At 67.8% G+C, this 19,659-nt stretch carries 16 protein-coding genes; 7 read left to right on the top strand and 9 right to left on the bottom strand.

Annotation, left to right across the window (positions count from 1 at the left end; all coding sequences use genetic code 11):
• Positions 1–2 precede the first annotated feature (2 nt).
• The 8 genes from dusA to V7Q42_RS14705 all read right to left on the bottom strand — a co-directional run bounded on the left by dusA (position 3) and on the right by V7Q42_RS14705 (position 8,463).
• A complete protein-coding gene (gene dusA, locus V7Q42_RS14740; protein ID WP_333824851.1) occupies positions 3–1,022 on the bottom strand; it encodes a tRNA dihydrouridine(20/20a) synthase DusA in 1,020 nt (339 codons plus the stop codon).
• A gap of 66 nt (positions 1,023–1,088) precedes the next feature.
• Positions 1,089–1,655: a hypothetical protein gene (locus V7Q42_RS14735; RefSeq protein ID WP_333824850.1), complete on the bottom strand. Its 567-nt coding sequence runs from the start codon at positions 1,653–1,655 to the stop codon at positions 1,089–1,091.
• Positions 1,652–3,046, bottom strand: a complete 1,395-nt coding sequence (locus V7Q42_RS14730; RefSeq protein ID WP_333824849.1) for an HD domain-containing protein — start codon at positions 3,044–3,046, stop codon at positions 1,652–1,654. Before V7Q42_RS14730 ends, V7Q42_RS14735 begins: the two co-directional genes overlap by 4 nt.
• Before the next feature lie 199 nt (positions 3,047–3,245).
• Complete coding sequence (locus V7Q42_RS14725) at positions 3,246–3,467, bottom strand: alkylphosphonate utilization protein (protein WP_333824848.1); 222 nt, start codon at positions 3,465–3,467, stop codon at positions 3,246–3,248.
• Between the two features lie 198 nt (positions 3,468–3,665).
• Complete coding sequence (locus V7Q42_RS14720; protein WP_333824847.1) at positions 3,666–4,805, bottom strand: branched-chain amino acid ABC transporter substrate-binding protein; 1,140 nt, start codon at positions 4,803–4,805, stop codon at positions 3,666–3,668.
• A gap of 454 nt (positions 4,806–5,259) precedes the next feature.
• Positions 5,260–6,015, bottom strand: coding sequence for an ethanolamine ammonia-lyase subunit EutC (gene eutC, locus V7Q42_RS14715; RefSeq protein ID WP_333824846.1), 756 nt, complete (start codon positions 6,013–6,015; stop codon positions 5,260–5,262).
• A complete protein-coding gene (locus V7Q42_RS14710) occupies positions 6,012–7,415 on the bottom strand; it encodes an ethanolamine ammonia-lyase subunit EutB (RefSeq protein WP_333824845.1) in 1,404 nt (467 codons plus the stop codon). The genes eutC and V7Q42_RS14710 overlap by 4 nt, the downstream gene beginning before the upstream one ends.
• Positions 7,416–7,740: 325 nt before the next feature.
• Positions 7,741–8,463 carry a pyridoxamine 5'-phosphate oxidase family protein gene (locus V7Q42_RS14705; RefSeq protein ID WP_333824844.1) on the bottom strand — a complete coding sequence of 241 codons (723 nt, stop codon included), beginning with the start codon at positions 8,461–8,463 and terminating at the stop codon, positions 7,741–7,743.
• Positions 8,464–8,627: 164 nt separating this feature from the next.
• On the opposite strand from V7Q42_RS14705, the gene V7Q42_RS14700 reads away from it, so the two are divergent.
• Positions 8,628–9,335: an HAD family hydrolase gene (locus V7Q42_RS14700; protein ID WP_333824843.1), complete on the top strand. Its 708-nt coding sequence runs from the start codon at positions 8,628–8,630 to the stop codon at positions 9,333–9,335.
• Positions 9,336–9,372: 37 nt separating this feature from the next.
• Here V7Q42_RS14700 and V7Q42_RS14695 read toward each other — a convergent pair whose 3' ends face one another.
• Complete coding sequence (locus V7Q42_RS14695) at positions 9,373–11,094, bottom strand: methyl-accepting chemotaxis protein (RefSeq protein WP_333824842.1); 1,722 nt, start codon at positions 11,092–11,094, stop codon at positions 9,373–9,375.
• Between the two features lie 210 nt (positions 11,095–11,304).
• Here V7Q42_RS14695 and V7Q42_RS14690 point away from each other — a divergent pair, with 210 nt between their 5' ends.
• The 6 genes from V7Q42_RS14690 (at position 11,305) to V7Q42_RS14665 (ending at position 19,535) form a co-directional block, all read left to right on the top strand.
• Positions 11,305–12,207 carry a LysR family transcriptional regulator gene (locus V7Q42_RS14690; RefSeq protein ID WP_333824841.1) on the top strand — a complete coding sequence of 301 codons (903 nt, stop codon included), beginning with the start codon at positions 11,305–11,307 and terminating at the stop codon, positions 12,205–12,207.
• 167 nt (positions 12,208–12,374) lie between these two features.
• Positions 12,375–12,857, top strand: coding sequence for a formate dehydrogenase subunit gamma (locus tag V7Q42_RS14685; RefSeq protein WP_333824840.1), 483 nt, complete (start codon positions 12,375–12,377; stop codon positions 12,855–12,857).
• Positions 12,854–14,407 carry a formate dehydrogenase beta subunit gene (locus V7Q42_RS14680; RefSeq protein ID WP_333824839.1) on the top strand — a complete coding sequence of 518 codons (1,554 nt, stop codon included), beginning with the start codon at positions 12,854–12,856 and terminating at the stop codon, positions 14,405–14,407. Before V7Q42_RS14685 ends, V7Q42_RS14680 begins: the two co-directional genes overlap by 4 nt.
• 10 nt (positions 14,408–14,417) lie before the next feature.
• On the top strand, positions 14,418–17,249 hold the full coding sequence (fdhF, locus tag V7Q42_RS14675) for a formate dehydrogenase subunit alpha (RefSeq protein ID WP_333824864.1): 2,832 nt from the start codon (positions 14,418–14,420) through the stop codon (positions 17,247–17,249).
• A gap of 265 nt (positions 17,250–17,514) precedes the next feature.
• Positions 17,515–17,721 carry a formate dehydrogenase subunit delta gene (locus V7Q42_RS14670; protein ID WP_333824838.1) on the top strand — a complete coding sequence of 69 codons (207 nt, stop codon included), beginning with the start codon at positions 17,515–17,517 and terminating at the stop codon, positions 17,719–17,721.
• A 149-nt stretch (positions 17,722–17,870) separates the two neighbouring features.
• A complete protein-coding gene (locus tag V7Q42_RS14665; protein WP_333824837.1) occupies positions 17,871–19,535 on the top strand; it encodes an OFA family MFS transporter in 1,665 nt (554 codons plus the stop codon).
• Positions 19,536–19,659: the final 124 nt, after the last annotated feature.

Here is a 19,659-nt window from a genome sequence, read left to right as displayed (position 1 = left end):
TCTCAGGCGGCCGGGTGCTGCGCCGTCTCGCGCGGCGGCCGGCTGACGGCGGCCAGCGCTTCGCGCAGCACTTCGAGGCCGGCGCCGGGCTGGACCGAGCGCACCGTCAGGATACGCCGCCAGGCGCGGGCGCCGGGGCGGCCGGCGAAGAGGCCGAGCATGTGGCGGGTGACGTGGGACAGTTTGCCGCCGCCGGCCAGCACCTCGGCGATGTAGGGCTCCATCGCCGCGACCACGGCGAAGGGATCGGCGTCGGGGGCCGTGTCGCCGAAAATGCGGCGATCGACGGCGGCGAGAAGGTCCGGCGTCTCGTAGGCGGCACGGCCGAGCATGACGCCGTCGAGGGTCACGCCGTCGGGTTGCGGCGCGAGCAGGGCCTCGGCCTCGTCGAGGCTGCGGATACCGCCGTTGATCGCCACGTGCAGGTGCGGGTGGGCGCGCTTCACATCGTAGACGAGACCGTAGTCGAGCGGCGGGACGGAGCGGTTCTCCTTCGGCGACAGCCCCTGCAGCCACGCCTTGCGGGCGTGCACCGTCAGGCTGTCGACGTTCGCCCCGACGATCTTCTCGACGAAGGTCGGCAGCATGACGCGCGGATCGGCCTCGTCGATGCCGATGCGGCACTTCACCGAGATCGGGATCGCCACCGCCCGCTTCATCGCCGCAACGCATTCGGCGACGAGGTCCGGCTCGGCCATCAGGCAGGCGCCGAAGCTCCCGGACTGGACGCGGTCGGAGGGACAGCCGCAGTTGAGATCGATGCGGTCGTAGCCGTAACCCTCGACGATGCGGGCGCTTTCGGCGAGCTGCGCCGGATCGGAGCCGCCGAGCTGGCAGACGACCGGGTGTTCGACGTCCGAGAAGCCGAGCAGGCGGTCCCGGTCGCCGTGGATCACCGCCGGGGCGGTGACCATCTCGGTGAACAGCGCGGCGCGCTTGGTCAGATGACGATGGAAGACCCGGCAGTGCCGATCGGTCCAATCCATCATCGGCGCGACGGAGAAGCGGAGGGCGTCGGTCACGGAACAGGACCATTCACGAGATGTCGATGACACGACATTGCGGGTATCGAATCTCGCTTTCGGATTTCATGCCGGCGCCATGTCTCGGCCCAAACCGATTTCTCGGAGAAGTTCGATCGCCTTCTCGAGGCGACCACCTTCGGTCTTGACGCCCTTCCGACGGACGATTTCGGTTCGCCAGTCCGCCTGCCCCTCGTCGTACTTCAACCAGTAAGCCGTAGCAGCCAGTTCGAGAACCGTCGAGCCGGCCTTTTCGATCGCCGAAAGAGCAGACACCGCTGAGGGCGTCTTCAGAAAACCGTCCACACCAATTCGCGGCTTCGAAACCAGTTCGTATCGACTGTACCTCGCACCGTCCGAATCGCGGTGTTCCACAGATTCGGAAACCATGCCGAAAATCGTCGCTACGTCGACCGCTTCTGCCAATTCGGCCGAATAAGGCCCATAATGATGATAGGCATACGGAAAGTAAGGCGTCCCGCGAAGCTTGCCGAGGAGGAATACGGTCTTCTGTAGGCGAACGCGGCCCGACAGAGAGCCCCCGGCTACTTCCAAAATATTACAAACGTTGTACTCGCCCGCCAGATCGTCGTCGCGAAGCTCATAGATGGAGGGGTCGAACAGGTCGGTCATAATTTCCTCTCCCCGAGCTTTCTCGCAGCATCGCGATCACCGGACTCAGCAAAGTAGAATCTGGTTAACGTTCGGTTATGCGTTTCCCTGCCTGGCTCGGTTCCGACGCGGCTGAGATAGCTCGACATGTCGGTTATCTCATGTGCTCTCTTCCCGTCCGCGGCGAGGATGCGGAGCTTCTTGTGTGCGCTCTCCTCTTTCCCGCCGACTTCGTTGTAGATAGTGACGCTCACGTCCGGATCGTGGAAGGCATCGATTCCATTTTCCTTGATCCAATGTTCCACCTTCTTGGCACCCGACCTCTGCCAAGCCGAATCGGAGGCGAAGTCGCGGCTGTCTAGCGCCTTATACAGATTGCGCCGGCGCAGGCGAACGGCGAGTTTCGCGATCCTCTCGCTTCCCGCCCGCTCCATCCGCTCAAGTGCCCCGAAGACGACCATATCGTCCAGTCTGATATATTCCTCGACGGACGGTACCGCCGCGCGGAAGAAGACGATCAACGGATGATCTTCCTCAAGGCCGGTCACGCTTCGAGCGTCGCCCCCGTCAACGGCAGCCTCCGAGACGAGACGCAGCACTTCGGCGATCATCGTCTCCATGCTTCGCGTTGCTTTGTGGAAATAGACCTGTTGGTGCAGCGTGTAACGAGCCATCAGAAACTGCTCGGCGGCCGGCAACGCTTTCAAGGCGATACAGAACGTCGGAACCTTTACCGAATCGGGGTCGCCGATCCCATCGGGCGCTTCGAGATCGATCCTGCGGACTCTCACATGCTCGAGCAACCAGTCGAAATCGATCGCGCCATCGCCCGTCCCGGTCATCTGACGATCCCGGCGCAAATAGTCCAACCGATCCGCATCGAAGGAACTAGAGACGATCGCGTGGTAGATGTCCTTCGGGTTTTCGAGAACCAGAAGGTCGGCGACATCGCCCGCCAACCCCGGATCGTGTGCTTCCAATTCCCGAAAGATGCTCCCTTTCGGATTTCGAATGATCGCTGCGCTCCACTGTTCATGATGCCGATCGGCCCCGCGCCTTCTTTGAACTCTTTCGAACGTATGGCTGAAAGGTCCGTGGCCGATGTCGTGAAGAAGAGCGGCGATCATCGCGACTTTTGCACGTTTTTCGTCAAACTCATCATCGATTTCCTTGATCTCCCGGCGGATGATCTCCGTCAGCCGGCGAGCGACCTCAAAAACTCCGATCGAATGCGAAAATCTAGTATGGGTCGCCCCAGGATAGACGAATTCAGAAACGCCCAATTGCTTGATCCGGCGGAGCCGCTGGAACTCCGGAGTGTCGATCAATCGCCAAGCCAACTGATCCAGCGGTTCGTTGCCTCGAAAGGTGATCAGGCCGTGGACGGGATCTCTTAGGCGTTGAGTCTTCATGCCGAATCAATTCGTAAAGGATCGAATCTTCGCGTGCTGCGCCATTTTGACTCTACCTCCGATCGAATGAAATGCCCTCCCCGACTGCGACGATTGCGTTTTCGAAATGCGCTCGCCCGGGGCCTTTGATCGCGAGTCGCGGAGTCGTCTCCTCAAGATCCACTTTGTTCGTCGTTCCGCTCTTCCCGCTCATCCTCGATCAGGCCTTCTTGAGGAACTCGGTGCGCAGCACCAGGCCCTTCACCTTTTCGGCGTTGCACTCGATCAGGTCGGGGTCGTCGGTGAGGCGGATGTTCTTGAGGGTGGTGCCGCGCTTCAGCGTCACCGAGGTGCCCTTGACCTTGAGGTCCTTGATCACGGTGACGCTGTCGCCGTCGGCGAGGCGGTTGCCGTTGGAGTCCTTGACGACGACGTCGCTCATCGATCGATCCTTCCCGTCCTGTCGTGAAGCGCTCCCGTTCTCCGGCGGAGCAGTTCTTTTCGATCGGCTCGGCGCGACCCGATCGGCACATGCTCTAACGACATCGGCGCAGAAATGGAAATCCCGCGACGCGGAACGGCGACGGCCCGGCGGGATCGCTCCCACCGGGCCGTCGCGTGTCGTACCGGATCGGACGGATCACTTGGTGAGGTCGATCGGGGCGTATTTGCCTTCGTGCCACTTGTTGATGTCGAAGCGCGGCTCGAGGATGTCGCCCTTCTTGTCGAGGGCGATGGCGCCGACGACGGTCTCGAAGGGCTTGCCGTCCTTCAGCGCCGCGGCGACCTTGGCCGGGCTCTCGGAGCCGGCGCGCTCGATGCCGGCGGCGACCGCCTGCACCACGGCATAGGAGAACAGGGTGAAGCCTTCCGGCTCGAACTTCTGCTTCTTGAACTCCTCGACCGCGGCGGCGGCGGTGGGCGAGCGGCGCGGATCGGCCGGGAAGGTGAACCAGGTGTTCTCACCGGCCGGGCCGGCGATGGTCCAGTACTCCGGCGTCGCCAGGCTGTCGCCCATGACGAGATCGAACTTGTAGCCGAGATCGGCGGCCTGACGGCGGATGAGACCGGCCTCGGTGTGGTAGCCGCCGAAATAGACGACGTCGGCGCCGGCGGCCTTCAGCTTGCCGACCACCGCCATGTAGTCCTTCTCGCCCGGGTTCAGGCCCTCGGTGAGAACGGCTTTCAGGCCGTCTTCCGCCGCGGTCTTCTCGGCGATGGTGGCGAGCCCCTTGCCGTAGGCGGACTTGTCGTGGATCACCGCCAGCTTCTTGCCGGCATAGGTCTTGGCGATCCAGTGACCGATGTAGGACCCCTGCGCGTCGTCGCGGACGTAGAGGCGCAGGATGGTCGGATAGCCCTTCTCGGTCAGCGCCGGATTGGACGAGGCCGGGGTCGCCATCAGGATGCCGTTCTCGTTGTAGACGTCCGAGGCGGCGATCGAGGCGCCGGAGCAGGCGTGGCCGGCGACGAAACCGATCTGATTGCCGACGATGCGGTTGGCCACCGTCACCGCCTGTTTCGGGTCGCACTGGTCGTCCTCGACGACGATGCGCACCTTCTTGCCCTTGATGCCGCCGGCGGCGTTGATGACCGCCGCGGCGGCTTCGGCGCCGCGCTTCTGCTGTTCGCCGATCGTGGCGAGCGAGCCGGTCATCGGGCCGACCACGGCGATCTTGACCTCGTCGGCGGCGCGGGCGACGGGAACGGACGGGCCGGCGAAGACGGCGGCGACGGCGAAGGCGGTGCCGGCGAGAGCCAGCGAGCGGAAAGCATGCATCGGTCTACTCCTCGGATCCGTCGCACCATTCGGCCGGCGGACCGGCAGGATGGCGGGACGGCGAACGTCGTGCGGGGCGCCGGGGGTCGCGACGACCGGCTCGGCTGCCCGAAGCGGCGCCAGATGGCCACTTCTCGAGCAATCGAACAAGATGTTCGCCATGCGGAGAGCGCAGATCTCCTCGGCACGATATCGCCGGCTGCGCATGACACTGAAATCTCTGAATGATCCGGATCGACGACGGTTCTCCACGCGTCGACGTCTGGAATCGTACGGAGGCGCGGATCGAAGGAGATATTTCCCGTCGGTGCGGTTTTCGCTGGTGAGGAGGAGAGATTTTCCCGGCGGAGGGGGGATCGCAGCCGCTACGGTGCGGCACCCCTGCGTCCGACGCAGAGCTCTCCGAATCGTCGGGTCGAGAGGCGACGGCGACGTGATCGATGACGGGATGGCGTCAGGCGATACGCGGTCCCGCTCCGCTCTCGCCCACGGCGAACTTCGGCGCCGCCTCCTTCAAACCCACCCCGGTCGACTTCAGCCGCAGCGCCTCGCGGATCAGCCAGGCGAGTTTGTGGCCGGCCTCGTCCGGGCTCATGCCGTGGGCGTGGATGTTGGAGAGGCAATTGCGCTCCGCGTCCTTGCGGCCGGGGACCGGGTGGAAGGTCAGGTAGACGCCGAGACTGTCGGCGGCGGTGAGGCCGGGACGCTCGCCGATCAGCACCGCCACGACCGCCGCGTTCATCGCAGCGCCGACGACGTCACCGAGGGCGACGCGGGCTTCCCGCGCCAGCACCACCGGGCCGATCGAAAGCCCTTCGAGGCGGCGGGCGGTGGCTTCCAGCGTCGCCACCGCGTTGGCGTCGACCGCCGCTGCCGAGAGGCCGTCGGCGATGACGAAGACGACGTCGCACGGGCCGGCGGGGAGTTTCTCCGCTTCGCCGTCGGCGAGACGCCGGCCGAGGTCGGGGCGGCGCAGATAGGTCGGCCGATCGGGGACGGCGGAGGCGAGGCGGATCACCTCGCGGGGGGCGAGATCGACGGCGATCCGATCGAAGTCGGCGGCGCCGTGAACCGCGTCACGCGCCTTCGCATGGGCCATCTGGAAGTCGAGCAACGCCTTGGTCGGCAGCCCGTCGCCGGCGCGGCCGAGGCCGATGCGGGCGCGGGTGAGGCGGCGGAGCTTTTCCCAGGTGTCGGCATCGTGGCTCATGCCGCACCTCCGATCGCCAACAGCCGGCGGGCGGTGGAGGGATCGGGCGCAAGCGCCGGCAGTCGGCCGGCGGCGTCGAGCAGGCCCATGCGCGCCAGCCATGCCTCGAATTCGGGCGCCGGCCTCAGGCCGAGCAGGTGGCGCAGGCGGACGACGTCGTGGTGCGACAGGCTCTGGTAGTTGAGCATGATGTCGTCGGCGCCGGGCACGGCGATGAGGAAGTTCACGCCGGCATTGGCGAGCGTGAGCGCCAGCACGTCCATGTCGTCCTGATCGGCTTCGGCGTGGTTGGTGTAGCAGACGTCGACGCCCATCGGCACGCCGAGGAGCTTGCCGCAGAAGTGGTCTTCCAGGCCGGCGCGGGTGATCTCCTTGGCGTCGTAGAGATATTCGGGACCGATGAAGCCGACCACGGTGTTGACCAGCAGCGGCGAGAAGGCGCGGGCGACCGCATGGGCGCGGGCCTCGATGGTCTGCTGATCGACGCCGTGATGGGCATCGGCGGAGAGCGCCGCGCCCTGCCCCGTCTCGAAATACATGACGTTCGATCCGACCGTGCCGCGCTTCAGCGACAGCGCCGCGTCCTGAGCCTCCTTCAGGATCGACAACGTCACGCCGAAGCCGGCATTCGCGGCCTCCGTCCCGGCGATCGACTGGAAGACCAGATCGAGCGGCGCGCGCTTCTCGATCGCGGCGATCGAGGTGGTGACGTGGGCGAGCACGCAAGACTGGGTCGGGATGTCGAAGCGGGTGCGGATGTCGTCGAGCATCGTGAGCAGCGAGACGCAACTCTCGACATTGTCGGTCGCCGGGTTGATGCCGATGACGGCGTCGCCCATGCCGTAGACGAGGCCGTCGAGGGTGGCGGCGGCGATCGCCGCCGGGTCGTCGGTCGGGTGGTTGGGCTGCAGGCGGGCGGCGAGGCGGCCGGGGAGCCCGATGGTCGAGCGGAAGGCGGTCGTCACCCGCACTTTGGCGGCGATGGCGACGAGATCGCCGTTGCGGCAGAGTTTCGAGACGGCGGCGACCATCTCGGGGGTGAGGCCGGGGGCGAGCTTCGCCAGCGTCGCGCCGTCGGCGGCGTCGGAGAGCAGCCACTCGCGGAACTCGCCGACGGTCATCGTGGCGACGGGTGTGAAGGCCGCTTCGTCGTGGGTGTCGACGATGAGGCGGGTGACCTCGTCGGCGTCGTAGGGGACGACGACGTCTTCCAGGAAGCACTTCAGCGGCAGGTCGGCGAGCGCCATGCGGGCGGCGACGCGGCGGGTGTCGCTGTCTGCGGCGAGGCCGGCGAGTTCGTCGCCGGAACGGCGCGGCGAGGCTTGCGCCAGCAGCGTCGCGAGGCCGGTGAAGACATGGGTCTCGCCGGCGTGGATCGCCTTGAAACGTCGGGATCGCATGCGCCAGTCGCCCTCTCGATCGGTCGTCCGGGGGAGGATGCAACGGGATGGAGGGCGGGGGAAGGGGGGATGCGGGATCGGCGCGAGGTCGCGGGGATCGGCGGATCGACGACGACGGCGCTCGACGTGTCCCTCGCGGTTCCCCTCCCCCGTCATCGCCGGGCTCGACCCGGCGACCCATGGGGCATTCCCGGCCGGCGACGCCGCTGGGTTGCCGGGTCGAGCCCGGCAATGACGAGGAGGAGAGGTCTTCGACGATCTCGGACCTCAACGATCAGGGGCGCCAGATCGGGCCGATGTCGGCCCCTGCACGTCGGGTCGTCTCTCACTCGCCTTCGTAGATGGCCTGGGTCTCGGCGAAGACCTCGCCGAGGGAACGGCCCGGGCGGTAGGCGGCGAGGTCGGCGGGGCGGTCGACGCCGGCGGGGACGTGGGGCGAGACCTCCGCCTCGCCGATCACCGTGTGGAGCGGGATCACCCCGGCCCAGATCGGCAGATCGAGGTCCTCCGGCTCGTCGCCGACGCCCTTGGCTCGGACCTTGGCGGAGGCCTCCTCGATCACCATCGAGATCACCGTCGTCGCCTTGATCTCCTGGGCCGTCGCGGTGCGCAGGGAGGCGGCGCGGCCGGGATAGTAGCGATCGATCATGCGGTCGAGGGCGGTGCGCTTCTCCTCGATATCGTCGACGATCCGCGCCGTACCGAAGCACATGGCGGAGCGATAGTCGACCGAATGGTTGAAACCGCAGCGGGCGAGGATGAGACGGTCGAGATGCGACACCGTCAGGCAGGCGGGCGCGCCCTTCGCCAGATGGCGCAGCATGCGGCTCGCCGAGGAGCCGTGCCAGAACAGCGTGTCGCCGTCGCGCCAGTGGATGGTCGGCGTCGCATAGGGCTGGCCGTCGATCGCATAGGCGACGTGGCAGAGCATCGAAGCGTCGAGCACCGCCCAGACCGAAGCGCGGTCGTAGGTGCCGCGCTCGTGCAGGCGCTTGACCCGGTTGCGCGGGGTGACGGGATAGGCGGCGGTGGGATCGATGTCGGTCATGGCGGATCCATCGGTTGATCTCACCCACCGATAGGCGGCGGAGCGGTCGCAGGAAAGAGCGGATCCGACACGGCAGGAGGTGCGGCGACGCGCGGCACGCCCGCGAGGCGGCCTATGCAACGTCATTGGAGAGGAGGATGATGGCAGCCGAGGAGACACGCCCCATGACCCTGCCCGTCCTCGGGATCGATGCCGACGACACGCTCTGGCACAACGAGACGATCTTCCAACTGACGATCGAGCGCTTCATCGAGCTGCTCGGCAATCACGCGGCGTCGGATCATCTCACCGAGCGGCTGATCGCCACCGAGCGCAAGAACCTCCGGCTCTACGGCTACGGCATCAAGGGCTTCACCCTGTCGATGATCGAGACGGCGGTGGCGGTCACCGACGAGGGCCTGCCGGCGAAGGTGATCCAGGAGATCCTGAGCCTCGGCCACGAGATGCTCGAACATCCGGTCGAGCCGCTGCCCGGCGTCGCCGAGACGCTCGAGGCGCTCCGGGCACGCGGCCATCGGCTGGTGGTGATCACCAAGGGCGACCTGCTCGATCAGGAACAGAAGCTCGCCCGCTCCGGCCTCGGCGACATGTTCCACAGCGTCGAGATCGTCTCGGAGAAGACGCCGGAGACCTACGCCCGCATCTTCGGCCGGCTCGGCGCCGGCGAGGGCGAAGCGGTGATGATCGGCAATTCGGCGAAGTCGGACATCCTGCCGGCACTCGCCGCCGGCTACTGGGGCTTCCACGTGCCCTATCACCTCACCTGGGCGGCGGAGGTGGCGGAAGTGCCGGAGGACGCGCCGCGCTATCGCCGGTTGAACGCGTTCGGCGAGGCGCCGGAGCACCTCGCCGTGATCGGTCGGAGGGGATGAGAGCGTCGACCGGCGCCCCTGGGGCGCCGGTCGGGGATCAGGCGGCGACGGCGCCGAGGAAGCGCTCGACTTCGGCGCCGAGGCCCTTCGACCGGTTGGTCAGATCGGCGGCGAGCGCCGCGACGCGTTCGGCGGCGCGATCGGTGCGCTCGGCGACGGTGTTGACGCCGCTGACGTCCTCGGCGGCGCGCGATGCGCCTTCGGCCGCCGAGCGGGCGGCGTGCGAGATGTCGCCGGTCGCGGTGGTCTGGAGATTGACCGCGGCGGCGATCGCCTCGGTGTAGGACGACGCCTCGCCGATGCGGCCGACGATCGCGGAGATCGCCGAGACGGCGCCTTCGACCTCGGTGCGGATCGAGCCGATCTGTTCGGCGATCTCGTCGGTCGCCTTGGCGGTCTGGCCGGCGAGCGTCTTGACTTCGGAGGCGACGACGGCGAAGCCGCGACCGGCTTCGCCGGCACGCGCCGCCTCGATGGTGGCGTTGAGGGCGAGGAGATTGGTCTGTTCGGCGATGTCGCGGATGAGATCGAGCACCGCGCCGATGCGGCCGGAGGCCTCCGCCAGACTGGCGATGCGGGCGTTCGACTCTTCCGCGGCCCGGCGCGCCGTTTCGACCGCGCCGGTGGCGGCGGTGGCGCGGCGGTCGATCTCGGTGACCGAACCGGCGAGTTCGTCGACGGCGGCTGCGACGGAGGCGGCGCCGGAGGACGCCTCGCCGGTGGCGCGGGCGGCGCTCTCGGCGCGGCCGGTCGCCTCGTCGGCGAGACGGGTCAAGTCGGTGGCGGTCGCCGACATGGTGCCGACATCGGCGTCGAGAGCCTTCAGCGTACCGGCGATGGACGAGCGGAAGGCGGCGATGGCGGCGGCGATGCGACGCTGCTCGGCGGCGCGCTCCCCGTGCTCGCGGTTCTGGGTGGCCGCGAGAGCCTCGCGCTCGCCGGCCGCCCGGCGCAGCGTCTCGGCGGCGCGCGCCACGGCGCCGACCTCGTCGCCACGATCGCGATGGGGCATCTCGGTCCCGAGATCGCCGCGCGACACGCGGTCGAGCGCGCCAGCGAGATCGACCAGCGGACGGGTGATGCGACGTCCGAAGAAGAAGAGCGCGGAGCTCGCCAAGAAGAGGACCAGACCGCCGGTGATGGCGATGGACCGCGTCCACGAGCCGATCACCGCGTCGACCACCGACTTCTTGACGCCGGAATAGACGATGCCGATCACCTTGCCGGCCGGCGAGAACACCGGCGTGTAGGTGGTCACGTAGGGAATGCCGAGGATGTCGACGGTGCCGGTGAAGGTCTCGCCGCGCGACACGATCGGATGGACCTTGCCGTTCTTGCCGAGGACGGTCCCGACGGCACGCGACCCGTCGGCCTTCTTGACGTTGGTGGTGCGGCGAACGAACTCGCCGGTCGCCTCGTCGAAGCCGAAGAGCGTCGTGGTGTCGCCGGTGACGCGGCTCACCGCGTCGATGGTCGAATGATCGGAGATGGCGGCGGGGATATCGCCCATGACGATGCGCGGCCGGCCGTCGGCGTTCCACTCGATCCTGGTGCCGGGATGGTCACGCTCGAGGATGGTGGCGGCGGCGCGGATGTTGGCGTCCTGGCGACGCGCCGCGCCGTCGGCGACATAGTCGACGAGCACCATCCACGAGGCCCCGGCGAGCGCGAGCGTGACGAAGAGCACCGCGACGAAGCCGCTGATGGTCACCGTCGCGGTCATCGAAGAGCCGAAGCGCGGCACGAATTTCGAAAGCATGAGGACTTCCCCCGCATCGCCGGATCGCGAAAGGCGCGGTCACGGCAGGAATCTCGTCGGTTTTACCGATGTTCTGGACCCAGAATCGTATCCAAAGGGTTTCCAAACCGTTTAGGAGGCGATCATGACTTTCATCGCGGTCGATGCGCGCGGCGACGGAACCGCATTAGAGTGCGTCGGCCGCGGAGACCGCCGGGCCGGAGATTTCGGATGATCGACAAGCTCGAATACCTGTTGGCGTTGGCGCGCGAAAAGCATTTCGGCCGGGCGGCACAGGCCTGCGGCATTTCGCAGCCGGCCTTCTCCGCGGCGATCCGCCAGCTCGAGGACATCGTCGGCGCACCGCTGGTCGACCGCGGTTCGCGCTTCATCGGCTTCACCGCCGAAGGCGAGCGCACCCTCGACTGGGCGCGACGGATCGTCGGCGATGCGCGGGCCATGCGGGCGGATCTCGACACGATGAAGAAGGGGCTCACCGGCCATCTCAGGATCGCGGTCATCCCGACGGCGCTACCGATGGTGTCGAGGCTCACCACCGCCTTCTCCGAACGCTGGCCGCAGGTGCAGCTCTCGGTGTTCTCGCGCAACTCGGTCGAGGCACTGCGAGACCTCGAGAACCTCGAGACCGACGCCTGCCTCACCTATCTCGACAACGAACGGCTCGGCCGCGTCACCGCGACGCCGCTCTACCGCGAACGCTATCACCTCGTCACCTCGGCCGACCGGCCGTTCGGGACGCGACGGACGGTGACCTGGAAGGAGCTCGCCTCGATCCCGCTCTGCCTGTTGACGCCCGACATGCAGAATCGGCGGATCATCGATCACGCCTTCGCCGATGCCGGCGTCACGCCGGAAGCCAAACTCGAATCCAACTCGATCATGGTGCTCGCGGCGCACGTGCGGACCGGGCGCTGGTGTTCGGTGATGCCGCGCATCCTCGCCGAGGCGCTCGGCCTCGCCTCGGCCGGTATCGTCGCGATCCCGATCGTCGAGCCGCAGATCACCCACACCATCGGGCTCGTCACCACCGCACGCGACCTCGAGCCGCCGCTGATCCGCGCCCTGATCGCCGAAGCGCGGCGGCTGGCGCCGACACTCACCGACATCGCCTGAGCGGCGGGTAGGCGGGGCGGCGGGAAAGCGGGCTGGCAGATGCCGCGGCGGAAGCACGGAACACGCATGAGATGATTTGAATTTGCGATCGCAACACCGTTTTTCGATATTGATCACCGATCGAACACCGGTCATCTACGAACCGATTGAACGAGCAGGATCCAGGGATGGCGGCGATACCGGGCACGACGAAATGGGACGCGGCGCGGGCGGGCGAGATCATCGACGCCCATCTCGGCCTCGAAGGGCCGGCGCTGCCGATCCTGCACGCGTTGCAGGACGAGTTCGGCTGCGTGCCCGAGGCCGCCGTGCCACTGGTGGCCGAGCGGCTCAACGTCAGCCGCGCCGAGATGCACGGCGTCGTCACCTTCTATCACGACTTCCGCCGCGCCCCCGCCGGGCGGCACGTCATCAAGGTGTGCCGCGCCGAAGCCTGTCAGGCGCGCGGCGGGCGTGACGTCGAGGCGGCGTTCCGCCGGCTGCTCGGCCTCGACTGGCACGGCACCTCGGCCGACGGCCGGGTGACGCTCGAACCGGTCTTCTGCCTCGGGCTCTGCGCCACCGGACCGGCGGCGCTGGTCGACGGCGAGCCGGTCGCTCGGCTCGATACGGATGCGGTCCGCGAGATCGTCGAGGAGGTGGCGCGATGAGCCGGATCTTCGTTCCCAAGGACGTGGCGGCGATCGCCGCCGGCGCGAACCGCGTCGCCGATGCGATCGCTCGGGAAGCGGCGAAGCGCGGTCATTCGATCGAGATCGTGCGGACCGGATCGCGCGGCGCCTTCTTCCTGGAGCCGCTCGTCGAGGTCGAGACGGCCGCCGGGCGCGTCGGCTATCGCGAGATCCGCGCGGCGGACGTCGCGTCGCTGTTCGATGCCGACTTCCTCGCCGGCGCCACACATCCGTCGTCGATCGGCAAGACCGACGAGCACCCGTGGTTCGCCGGCCAGACGCGGCTGACCTTCGCCCGGTGCGGCCTCGTCGATCCCCTGAGCCTCGCCGACTACACGTCGCACGGCGGTTGGAAGGGTCTGGCGCGGGCGATCTCGCTCGGGGCTCCGGCCACCGTCGACGAGATGATCGCCTCGGGCCTGCGCGGCCGCGGCGGCGCGGGTTTCCCGACGGGCGTCAAGTGGAAGACGGTGGCGGCGACGCCGGCGGCGCAGAAATACGTCATCTGCAATGCCGACGAGGGTGACAGCGGCACCTTCGCCGACCGGATGATCATGGAAGGCGACCCCTTCGCCCTGATCGAGGGCATGATCATCGCCGGTTTCGCCGTCGGCGCCACCAAGGGCTACGTCTACTCGCGCTCGGAATACCCCCACGCCAACGCCACCTTCGCCCGGGCGATCGAGATCGCCAAGGCGGCGGGGCATCTCGGCGCGAACGTCGAAGGTTCGGGCTTCGCCTTCGATCTCGAGCTGCGCGTCGGCGCCGGGGCCTATGTCTGCGGCGAAGAGACGGCGCTGATGGAGAGCCTCGAGGGCAAGCGCGGCATCGTCCGGGCCAAGCCGCCGCTGCCGGCGATCGCCGGCCTCTTCGGCAAGCCGACGGTGGTCAACAACCTGCTGTCGCTCGCCACGGTGCCCTTCATCCTCGCCGAAAGCGCGAAGACCTACGCCGATTTCGGCATGGGCCGTTCGCTCGGCACGATGCCGATCCAGATCGCCGGCAACGTGAAATACGGCGGCCTCTACGAGACGGCGTTCGGCATCACGCTCGGCGACATCGTGGAAACCATCGGCGGCGGCACCGCAACCGGCCGGCCGGTCAGGGCGGTGCAGTGCGGCGGGCCGCTCGGGGCCTATTTCCCGCCGTCGCTGTTCGATACGCCCTACGACTACGAGGCCTTCCACGCGGCGGGCGGGCTGATCGGCCACGGCGGCATCACCGTCTTCGACGACAGCGTCGACATGGCCGAGCAGGCGCGCTTCGCCTTCGAGTTCGGTCAGGCCGAGAGCTGCGGCAAGTGCACCCCCTGCCGCATCGGCACGGTGCGCGGGCGCGAGCTGGTCGAGACGATCCTCGCCGGCAAGGCCGACGAGAAGACTTTCGAGACGCTGACGGATCTCTGCGAGACGATGAAGTTCGGCTCGCTGTGCGCGCTCGGCGGCTTCATCCCCTATCCGGTGATGTCGAGCCTCACCCATTTCCCCGACGATTTCCGCCGCGCGGCGCCCCGCGCCGCCGCCGAGTGAGGGCATGCCCATGAGCCTCGTCCACGAGACCGATTACGGCACCCCCGCCTCCAAGTCCGAGAGGTCGGTGACCCTCACCATCGACGGCCGCGCCCTGACGGTGCCGGAGGGCACCTCGATCATGCGTGCCGCGATGGAGATCGGCACCGAGATCCCGAAACTCTGTGCCACCGACATGGTCGACGCCTTCGGTTCCTGCCGGCTGTGCATCGTCGAGATCGAAGGGCGCAACGGCACGCCGTCGTCCTGCACCACGCCGGTCGCCGAGGGGCTCGTCGTCCACACCCAGACGGAGCGGCTGAAGAAGCTCCGGCGCGGGGTGATGGAGCTCTACATCTCCGACCACCCGCTCGACTGCCTGACCTGCGCCGCCAACGGGAACTGCGAATTGCAGACCCAGGCCGGCAAGGTGGGCCTGCGCGACGTGCGTTTCGGCTCGGGTGTAGAGACCCATCTCGATCTGAAGAAGGACACGTCCAACCCCTATTTCACCTACGACGCCTCGAAATGCATCGTCTGCTCGCGTTGCGTCCGGGCCTGTGCCGAGGTGCAGGGGACCTTCGCGCTGACCATCTCGGGCCGCGGCTTCGACAGCCGGGTTTCGCCGGGGATGAACGAACCGTTCCTTCAGTCCGAATGCGTCTCCTGCGGCGCCTGCGTCCAGGCCTGCCCGACGGCGACGCTCTCGGAGAAGACGCTGATCGACATCGGCCAGCCGGAGCGATCGGTCGTCACCACCTGCGCCTACTGCGGGGTGGGGTGCACCTTCAAGGCGGAGATGCGCGGCGAGGAGCTCGTCCGCATGGTGCCCTACAAGGCGGGTGAGGCCAATCGCGGCCACTCCTGCGTCAAGGGCCGTTTCGCCTGGGGCTATGCCCAGCACCAGGACCGCATCACCAAGCCGATGATCCGGTCGCGCATCGACGAGCCGTGGCGCGAGGTCTCGTGGGAGGAGGCGCTCACCCATACGGCGTCGGAGTTCCGCCGCATCCAGGCGACCTACGGCAAGCGCTCGATCGGCGGCATCACCTCGTCGCGTTGCACCAACGAGGAGACCTTCCTCGTCCAGAAGCTGATCCGCGCCGGCTTCGGCAACAACAACGTCGACACCTGCGCCCGCGTCTGCCATTCGCCGACCGGCTACGGCCTCAAGGTCGCCTTCGGCACTTCGGCGGGCACGCAGGACTTCGACTCGGTCGAGGACTCGGACGTCGTCATCGTCATCGGGGCGAACCCGACCGACGGCCATCCGGTGTTCGGCTCCAGGCTCAAGAAGCGGCTGCGCCAGGGGGCGAAGCTGATCGTCATCGATCCGCGCCGCATCGATCTGGTGAAGAGCGCCCACATCGAGGCGGCGCATCATCTGGCACTCAGGCCGGGCACCAACGTCGCGGTGCTGACCTCGCTCGCCCACGTCATCGTCACCGAGGGGCTGGCGAACGAAGCCTTCATCCGCGAGCGCTGCGATCTCGACGCCCATGCCGCCTGGGCGGAGTTCGTCGCCGATCCGCGTCATTCGCCGGAGGAGGTGGAGAAGATCTCGGGCGTCCCGGCCGAGGAGATCCGCGGCGCGGCCCGGCTCTATGCCAAGGGCGGCAACGGCGCCATCTACTACGGCCTCGGCGTCACCGAACATTCCCAGGGCACCACCTCGGTGATGGCGATCGCCAACCTCGCCATGGCCACCGGCAACATCGGCCGCCGCGGCGTCGGCGTGAATCCGCTGCGCGGCCAGAACAACGTGCAAGGGTCCTGCGACATGGGCTCGTTCCCGCACGAGTTCTCGGGCTATCGCCACGTCTCGGACGACGCGGTGCGCGGCCTGTTCGAGGATCTGTGGGGGGTGACGCTCGACGCCGAGCCGGGCCTGCGCATTCCCAACATGTTCGACGCGGCGCTCGAGGGCACCTTCAAGGGCATGTACATCCAGGGCGAGGACCTGTTGCAGTCCGACCCCAACACCGCCCATGTCGCCGCGGCGCTGGCGGCGATGGAGTGCATCGTCGTCCAGGACCTGTTCCTCAACGAGACGGCGAACTATGCCCACGTCTTCCTGCCGGGCGCCACCTTCCTGGAGAAGGACGGCACCTTCACCAACGCCGAACGCCGCATCCAGCGCGTCCGCAAGGTGATGACGCCGAAGTCGGGCAAGGCGGACTGGGAGATCACCCGCGACCTCGCCGCGGCGATGGGGATCGACTGGGGCTACACCCATCCGAGCGAGATCATGGACGAGATCGGCCGCTCGACCCCGTCCTTCGCCGGGGTCACCTACGAGCGGCTGGAGCGCGAGACGCTGCAGTGGCCGGTGACGCCCAAGGCGCCCGACGGCACGCCGATCATGCACATCGACGGCTTCGTGCGCGGGCGCGGCAACTTCATGATCACCGACTACGTGCCGACGACGGAGAAGACGGGACCGCGTTTCCCGCTGCTGCTGACGACCGGCCGCATCCTCTCCCAGTACAACGTCGGGGCCCAGACGCGGCGCACCGCCAACGTCGCCTGGCACGCCGAGGACGTCCTCGAGATGCACCCGGCCGACGCGGAGAACCGTGGTGTTCGTGACGGCGACTGGGTGCGCATCCAGAGCCGGGCGGGCGAGACGACGCTGCGCGTCACCCTCACCGACCGGGTGGCGCCGGGCGTCGTCTACACGACGTTCCACCACCCGATGACCCAGGCCAACGTGATCACCACGGAGAACTCGGACTGGGCCACCAATTGTCCGGAATACAAGGTCACCGCCGTGCAGGTGATGCCCTCCAACGGGCCGACCCGCTGGCAGGAGGACTATGCGGCGCAGGCCGTGAAGTCACGGCGCATCGCGGCGGCGGAGTGAGGGCGAGGCCATGAACGATTTCGCTCCGTCGCTTCGAGTGTCTTCGGCGGCAACGTCACACCTTCCCTCCCCCCTCGAGGGTGAGGGCCAGGGAGGGGGGAAGCGGCCTCGCGCCCGGACCGGCAACGCCGAAGTGATCCACGGCCTCCGGCCCCCCCTCTCCGTCTCTCCCCCTCGAGGGGGGAGAGAGCCGGATGCGGCGCAGCGAAACCATCCGATTTCCGACCGTGAGGCCGGCGCACCTGCATCGCAACGGGCCTGACCGATGGACACCACCAAACTCGTCACCATGGCCAACCAGATCGCCGCGTTCTTCGCCGCCCAGCGCGGCGACGCGGCGGCAGACACCGCCGACCACATCGCCAAGAACTGGGACCCGCGCATGCGCGCCGGTCTCGCCGACCATCTGGCCGCCGGCGGCGCGGGGCTCGACCCCGTCGCCCGCCGCGCGGCGGAGATTCTCGCGGCGTAGACACCGCGGGAACGAGGCGAAGGCGCGCCGGGACCCGCGCGCCTTCGCGAACAGGGTGATCCGCGAGCGGACGGCGTCGTCGCGCGGCGGACGAAAAACGACCACGCCACCACGAACGACGGTCGAGAACGGCCGCGGGGGGTATCCAAATGACGACCATGGAGACGACGGGCGTGAGCCCGGCGAACGGGGGAGGTTGGCTCGACCGCTCCCACACCGTCGCGAAACCCGGGTTCAATCGCTGGCTCGTTCCGCCGGCGGCGCTCGCGATCCATCTGTGCATCGGCATGGCCTACGGCTTCAGCGTGTTCTGGTTGCCGCTGTCGCGCGCCATCGGCGTCACCAAGTCGGTCGCCTGCCCGGCGGACATGAGCCTCCTCGGCGAGTTGGTCACGACCAGCTGCGACTGGAAGATCTCCAGCCTCGGGTGGATGTACACGCTGTTCTTCGTCTTCCTCGGCTCTTCCGCCGCGATCTGGGGCGGCTGGCTCGAGAAGGCGGGCCCGCGCAAGGCCGGCGTCGTGGCGGCGCTGTGCTGGGGCGGCGGCTTCTTCATCTCGGCGATCGGCATCAAGACGCACCAGCTGTGGCTGATGTGGCTCGGCTCGGGCGTCATCGGCGGCATCGGCCTCGGGCTGGGCTACATCTCGCCGGTGTCGACGCTGATCAAGTGGTTCCCCGACCGGCGCGGCATGGCGACCGGCATGGCGATCATGGGCTTCGGCGGTGGCGCGATGATCGGCGCACCGCTCGCCGACATGCTGATGAAGTCCTTCGCCACCCCGACGTCGGTCGGCGTGTGGGAAGCCTTCGTCGTGCTCGGCATCCTCTATTTCGTCTTCATGATGGGCGGCGCGCTCGGCTACCGGGTGCCGGCCGACAGCTGGAAGCCGGCCGGCTGGACGCCGCCGGCGGCATCGCAGAACTCGCTCATCACCTCGAAGAACGTCCATCTCGACGTCGCCTGGAAGACGAAGCAGTTCTGGCTCGTCTGGGCGGTGCTCTGCCTCAACGTGACCGCCGGCATCGGCATCCTGGGCATGGCCTCGCCGCTGCTGCAGGAAGTGTTCGGCGGCAAGCTGATCGGCCTCGACCTCACCTTCGGCCAGCTCGACGCGGCGCAGAAGGGCCAGATCGCGGCGGTCGCCGCCGGCTTCACCGGCTTGTTGTCGCTGTTCAACATCGGCGGGCGCTTCTTCTGGGCGTCGCTCTCCGACAAGATCGGCCGCAAGGCGACCTACTTCACCTTCTTCCTGCTCGGTCTGGCGCTCTATGCCGCGGTGCCGACGGCGGCGAAGGCGGGCGCTCTGCCGCTGTTCGTGCTGATCTTCTGCGTCATCCTGTCGATGTACGGCGGCGGCTTCGCCACCGTCCCGGCCTATCTCGCCGACATGTTCGGCACCAAGATGGTCGGCGCCATCCACGGCCGCCTGCTCACCGCTTGGTCGGCGGCGGGCATCTTCGGCCCGGGCATCGTCAATTACATCCGCGAGTACCAGCTCGCTCACGGTGTGGCGCGCGCCGACGTCTACTCGATCACCATGTACATCCTCGCCGGCCTGCTCGCCGTCGGTGCGATCGCCAACTGGGCGGTGACGCCGGTGGCCGAGAAGCACCACATGGACGAGACCGAGGCGGCGGCGGAGAAGAAGCTCGCCGACGACACCCACCAGCACTTCGTCTCCGACGTCGCGGCGCTGGGCGAGGAGGTGAGCCACTCGTGGAAGGTGACCGCGGCCTGGGCCGTCGTCTGGATCCCGCTCGCCTGGGGCATCTGGATCACGCTGACCAAGGCGCTGGTGCTGTTCCGCTGAACCACACGAACCGCCGTCACGACGAGGACCCGGGGCATCGCTCCGGGTCCTCTCCCTTCGAAGCCGGGTCCCGCCCGACCGCCAATTCGGCAGGCGGCGCATCTCGACAGCCGGGCCGCGGCGG

Origin of the sequence: Pinisolibacter sp. (genome assembly GCF_036782435.1) — a bacterium.
Classification (GTDB): Bacteria; Pseudomonadota; Alphaproteobacteria; order Rhizobiales; family Ancalomicrobiaceae; genus CALBKH01.
Note: the sequence above shows the minus strand (reverse complement) of the source record. Positions and strands in the feature narration are given on the sequence as shown.

What these genes read in the sequence shown, in the direction of transcription:
- V7Q42_RS14690 (WP_333824841.1), top strand. Translation starts at nt 11,305, where the DNA reads ATGATCGACAAGCTCGAATACCTGTTGGCGTTGGCGCGCGAAAAGCAT.
- V7Q42_RS14680 (WP_333824839.1), top strand. Translation starts at nt 12,854, where the DNA reads ATGAGCCGGATCTTCGTTCCCAAGGACGTGGCGGCGATCGCCGCCGGC.
- V7Q42_RS14725 (WP_333824848.1), bottom strand. Translation starts at nt 3,467, where the DNA reads ATGAGCGACGTCGTCGTCAAGGACTCCAACGGCAACCGCCTCGCCGAC.
- V7Q42_RS14695 (WP_333824842.1), bottom strand. Translation starts at nt 11,094, where the DNA reads ATGCTTTCGAAATTCGTGCCGCGCTTCGGCTCTTCGATGACCGCGACG.
- V7Q42_RS14665 (WP_333824837.1), top strand. Translation starts at nt 17,871, where the DNA reads ATGACGACCATGGAGACGACGGGCGTGAGCCCGGCGAACGGGGGAGGT.
- V7Q42_RS14735 (WP_333824850.1), bottom strand. Translation starts at nt 1,655, where the DNA reads ATGACCGACCTGTTCGACCCCTCCATCTATGAGCTTCGCGACGACGAT.
- V7Q42_RS14670 (WP_333824838.1), top strand. Translation starts at nt 17,515, where the DNA reads ATGGACACCACCAAACTCGTCACCATGGCCAACCAGATCGCCGCGTTC.
- V7Q42_RS14720 (WP_333824847.1), bottom strand. Translation starts at nt 4,805, where the DNA reads ATGCATGCTTTCCGCTCGCTGGCTCTCGCCGGCACCGCCTTCGCCGTC.
- eutC (WP_333824846.1), bottom strand. Translation starts at nt 6,015, where the DNA reads ATGAGCCACGATGCCGACACCTGGGAAAAGCTCCGCCGCCTCACCCGC.
- V7Q42_RS14705 (WP_333824844.1), bottom strand. Translation starts at nt 8,463, where the DNA reads ATGACCGACATCGATCCCACCGCCGCCTATCCCGTCACCCCGCGCAAC.
- fdhF (WP_333824864.1), top strand. Translation starts at nt 14,418, where the DNA reads ATGAGCCTCGTCCACGAGACCGATTACGGCACCCCCGCCTCCAAGTCC.
- V7Q42_RS14685 (WP_333824840.1), top strand. Translation starts at nt 12,375, where the DNA reads ATGGCGGCGATACCGGGCACGACGAAATGGGACGCGGCGCGGGCGGGC.
- V7Q42_RS14710 (WP_333824845.1), bottom strand. Translation starts at nt 7,415, where the DNA reads ATGCGATCCCGACGTTTCAAGGCGATCCACGCCGGCGAGACCCATGTC.
- V7Q42_RS14730 (WP_333824849.1), bottom strand. Translation starts at nt 3,046, where the DNA reads ATGAAGACTCAACGCCTAAGAGATCCCGTCCACGGCCTGATCACCTTT.
- V7Q42_RS14700 (WP_333824843.1), top strand. Translation starts at nt 8,628, where the DNA reads ATGACCCTGCCCGTCCTCGGGATCGATGCCGACGACACGCTCTGGCAC.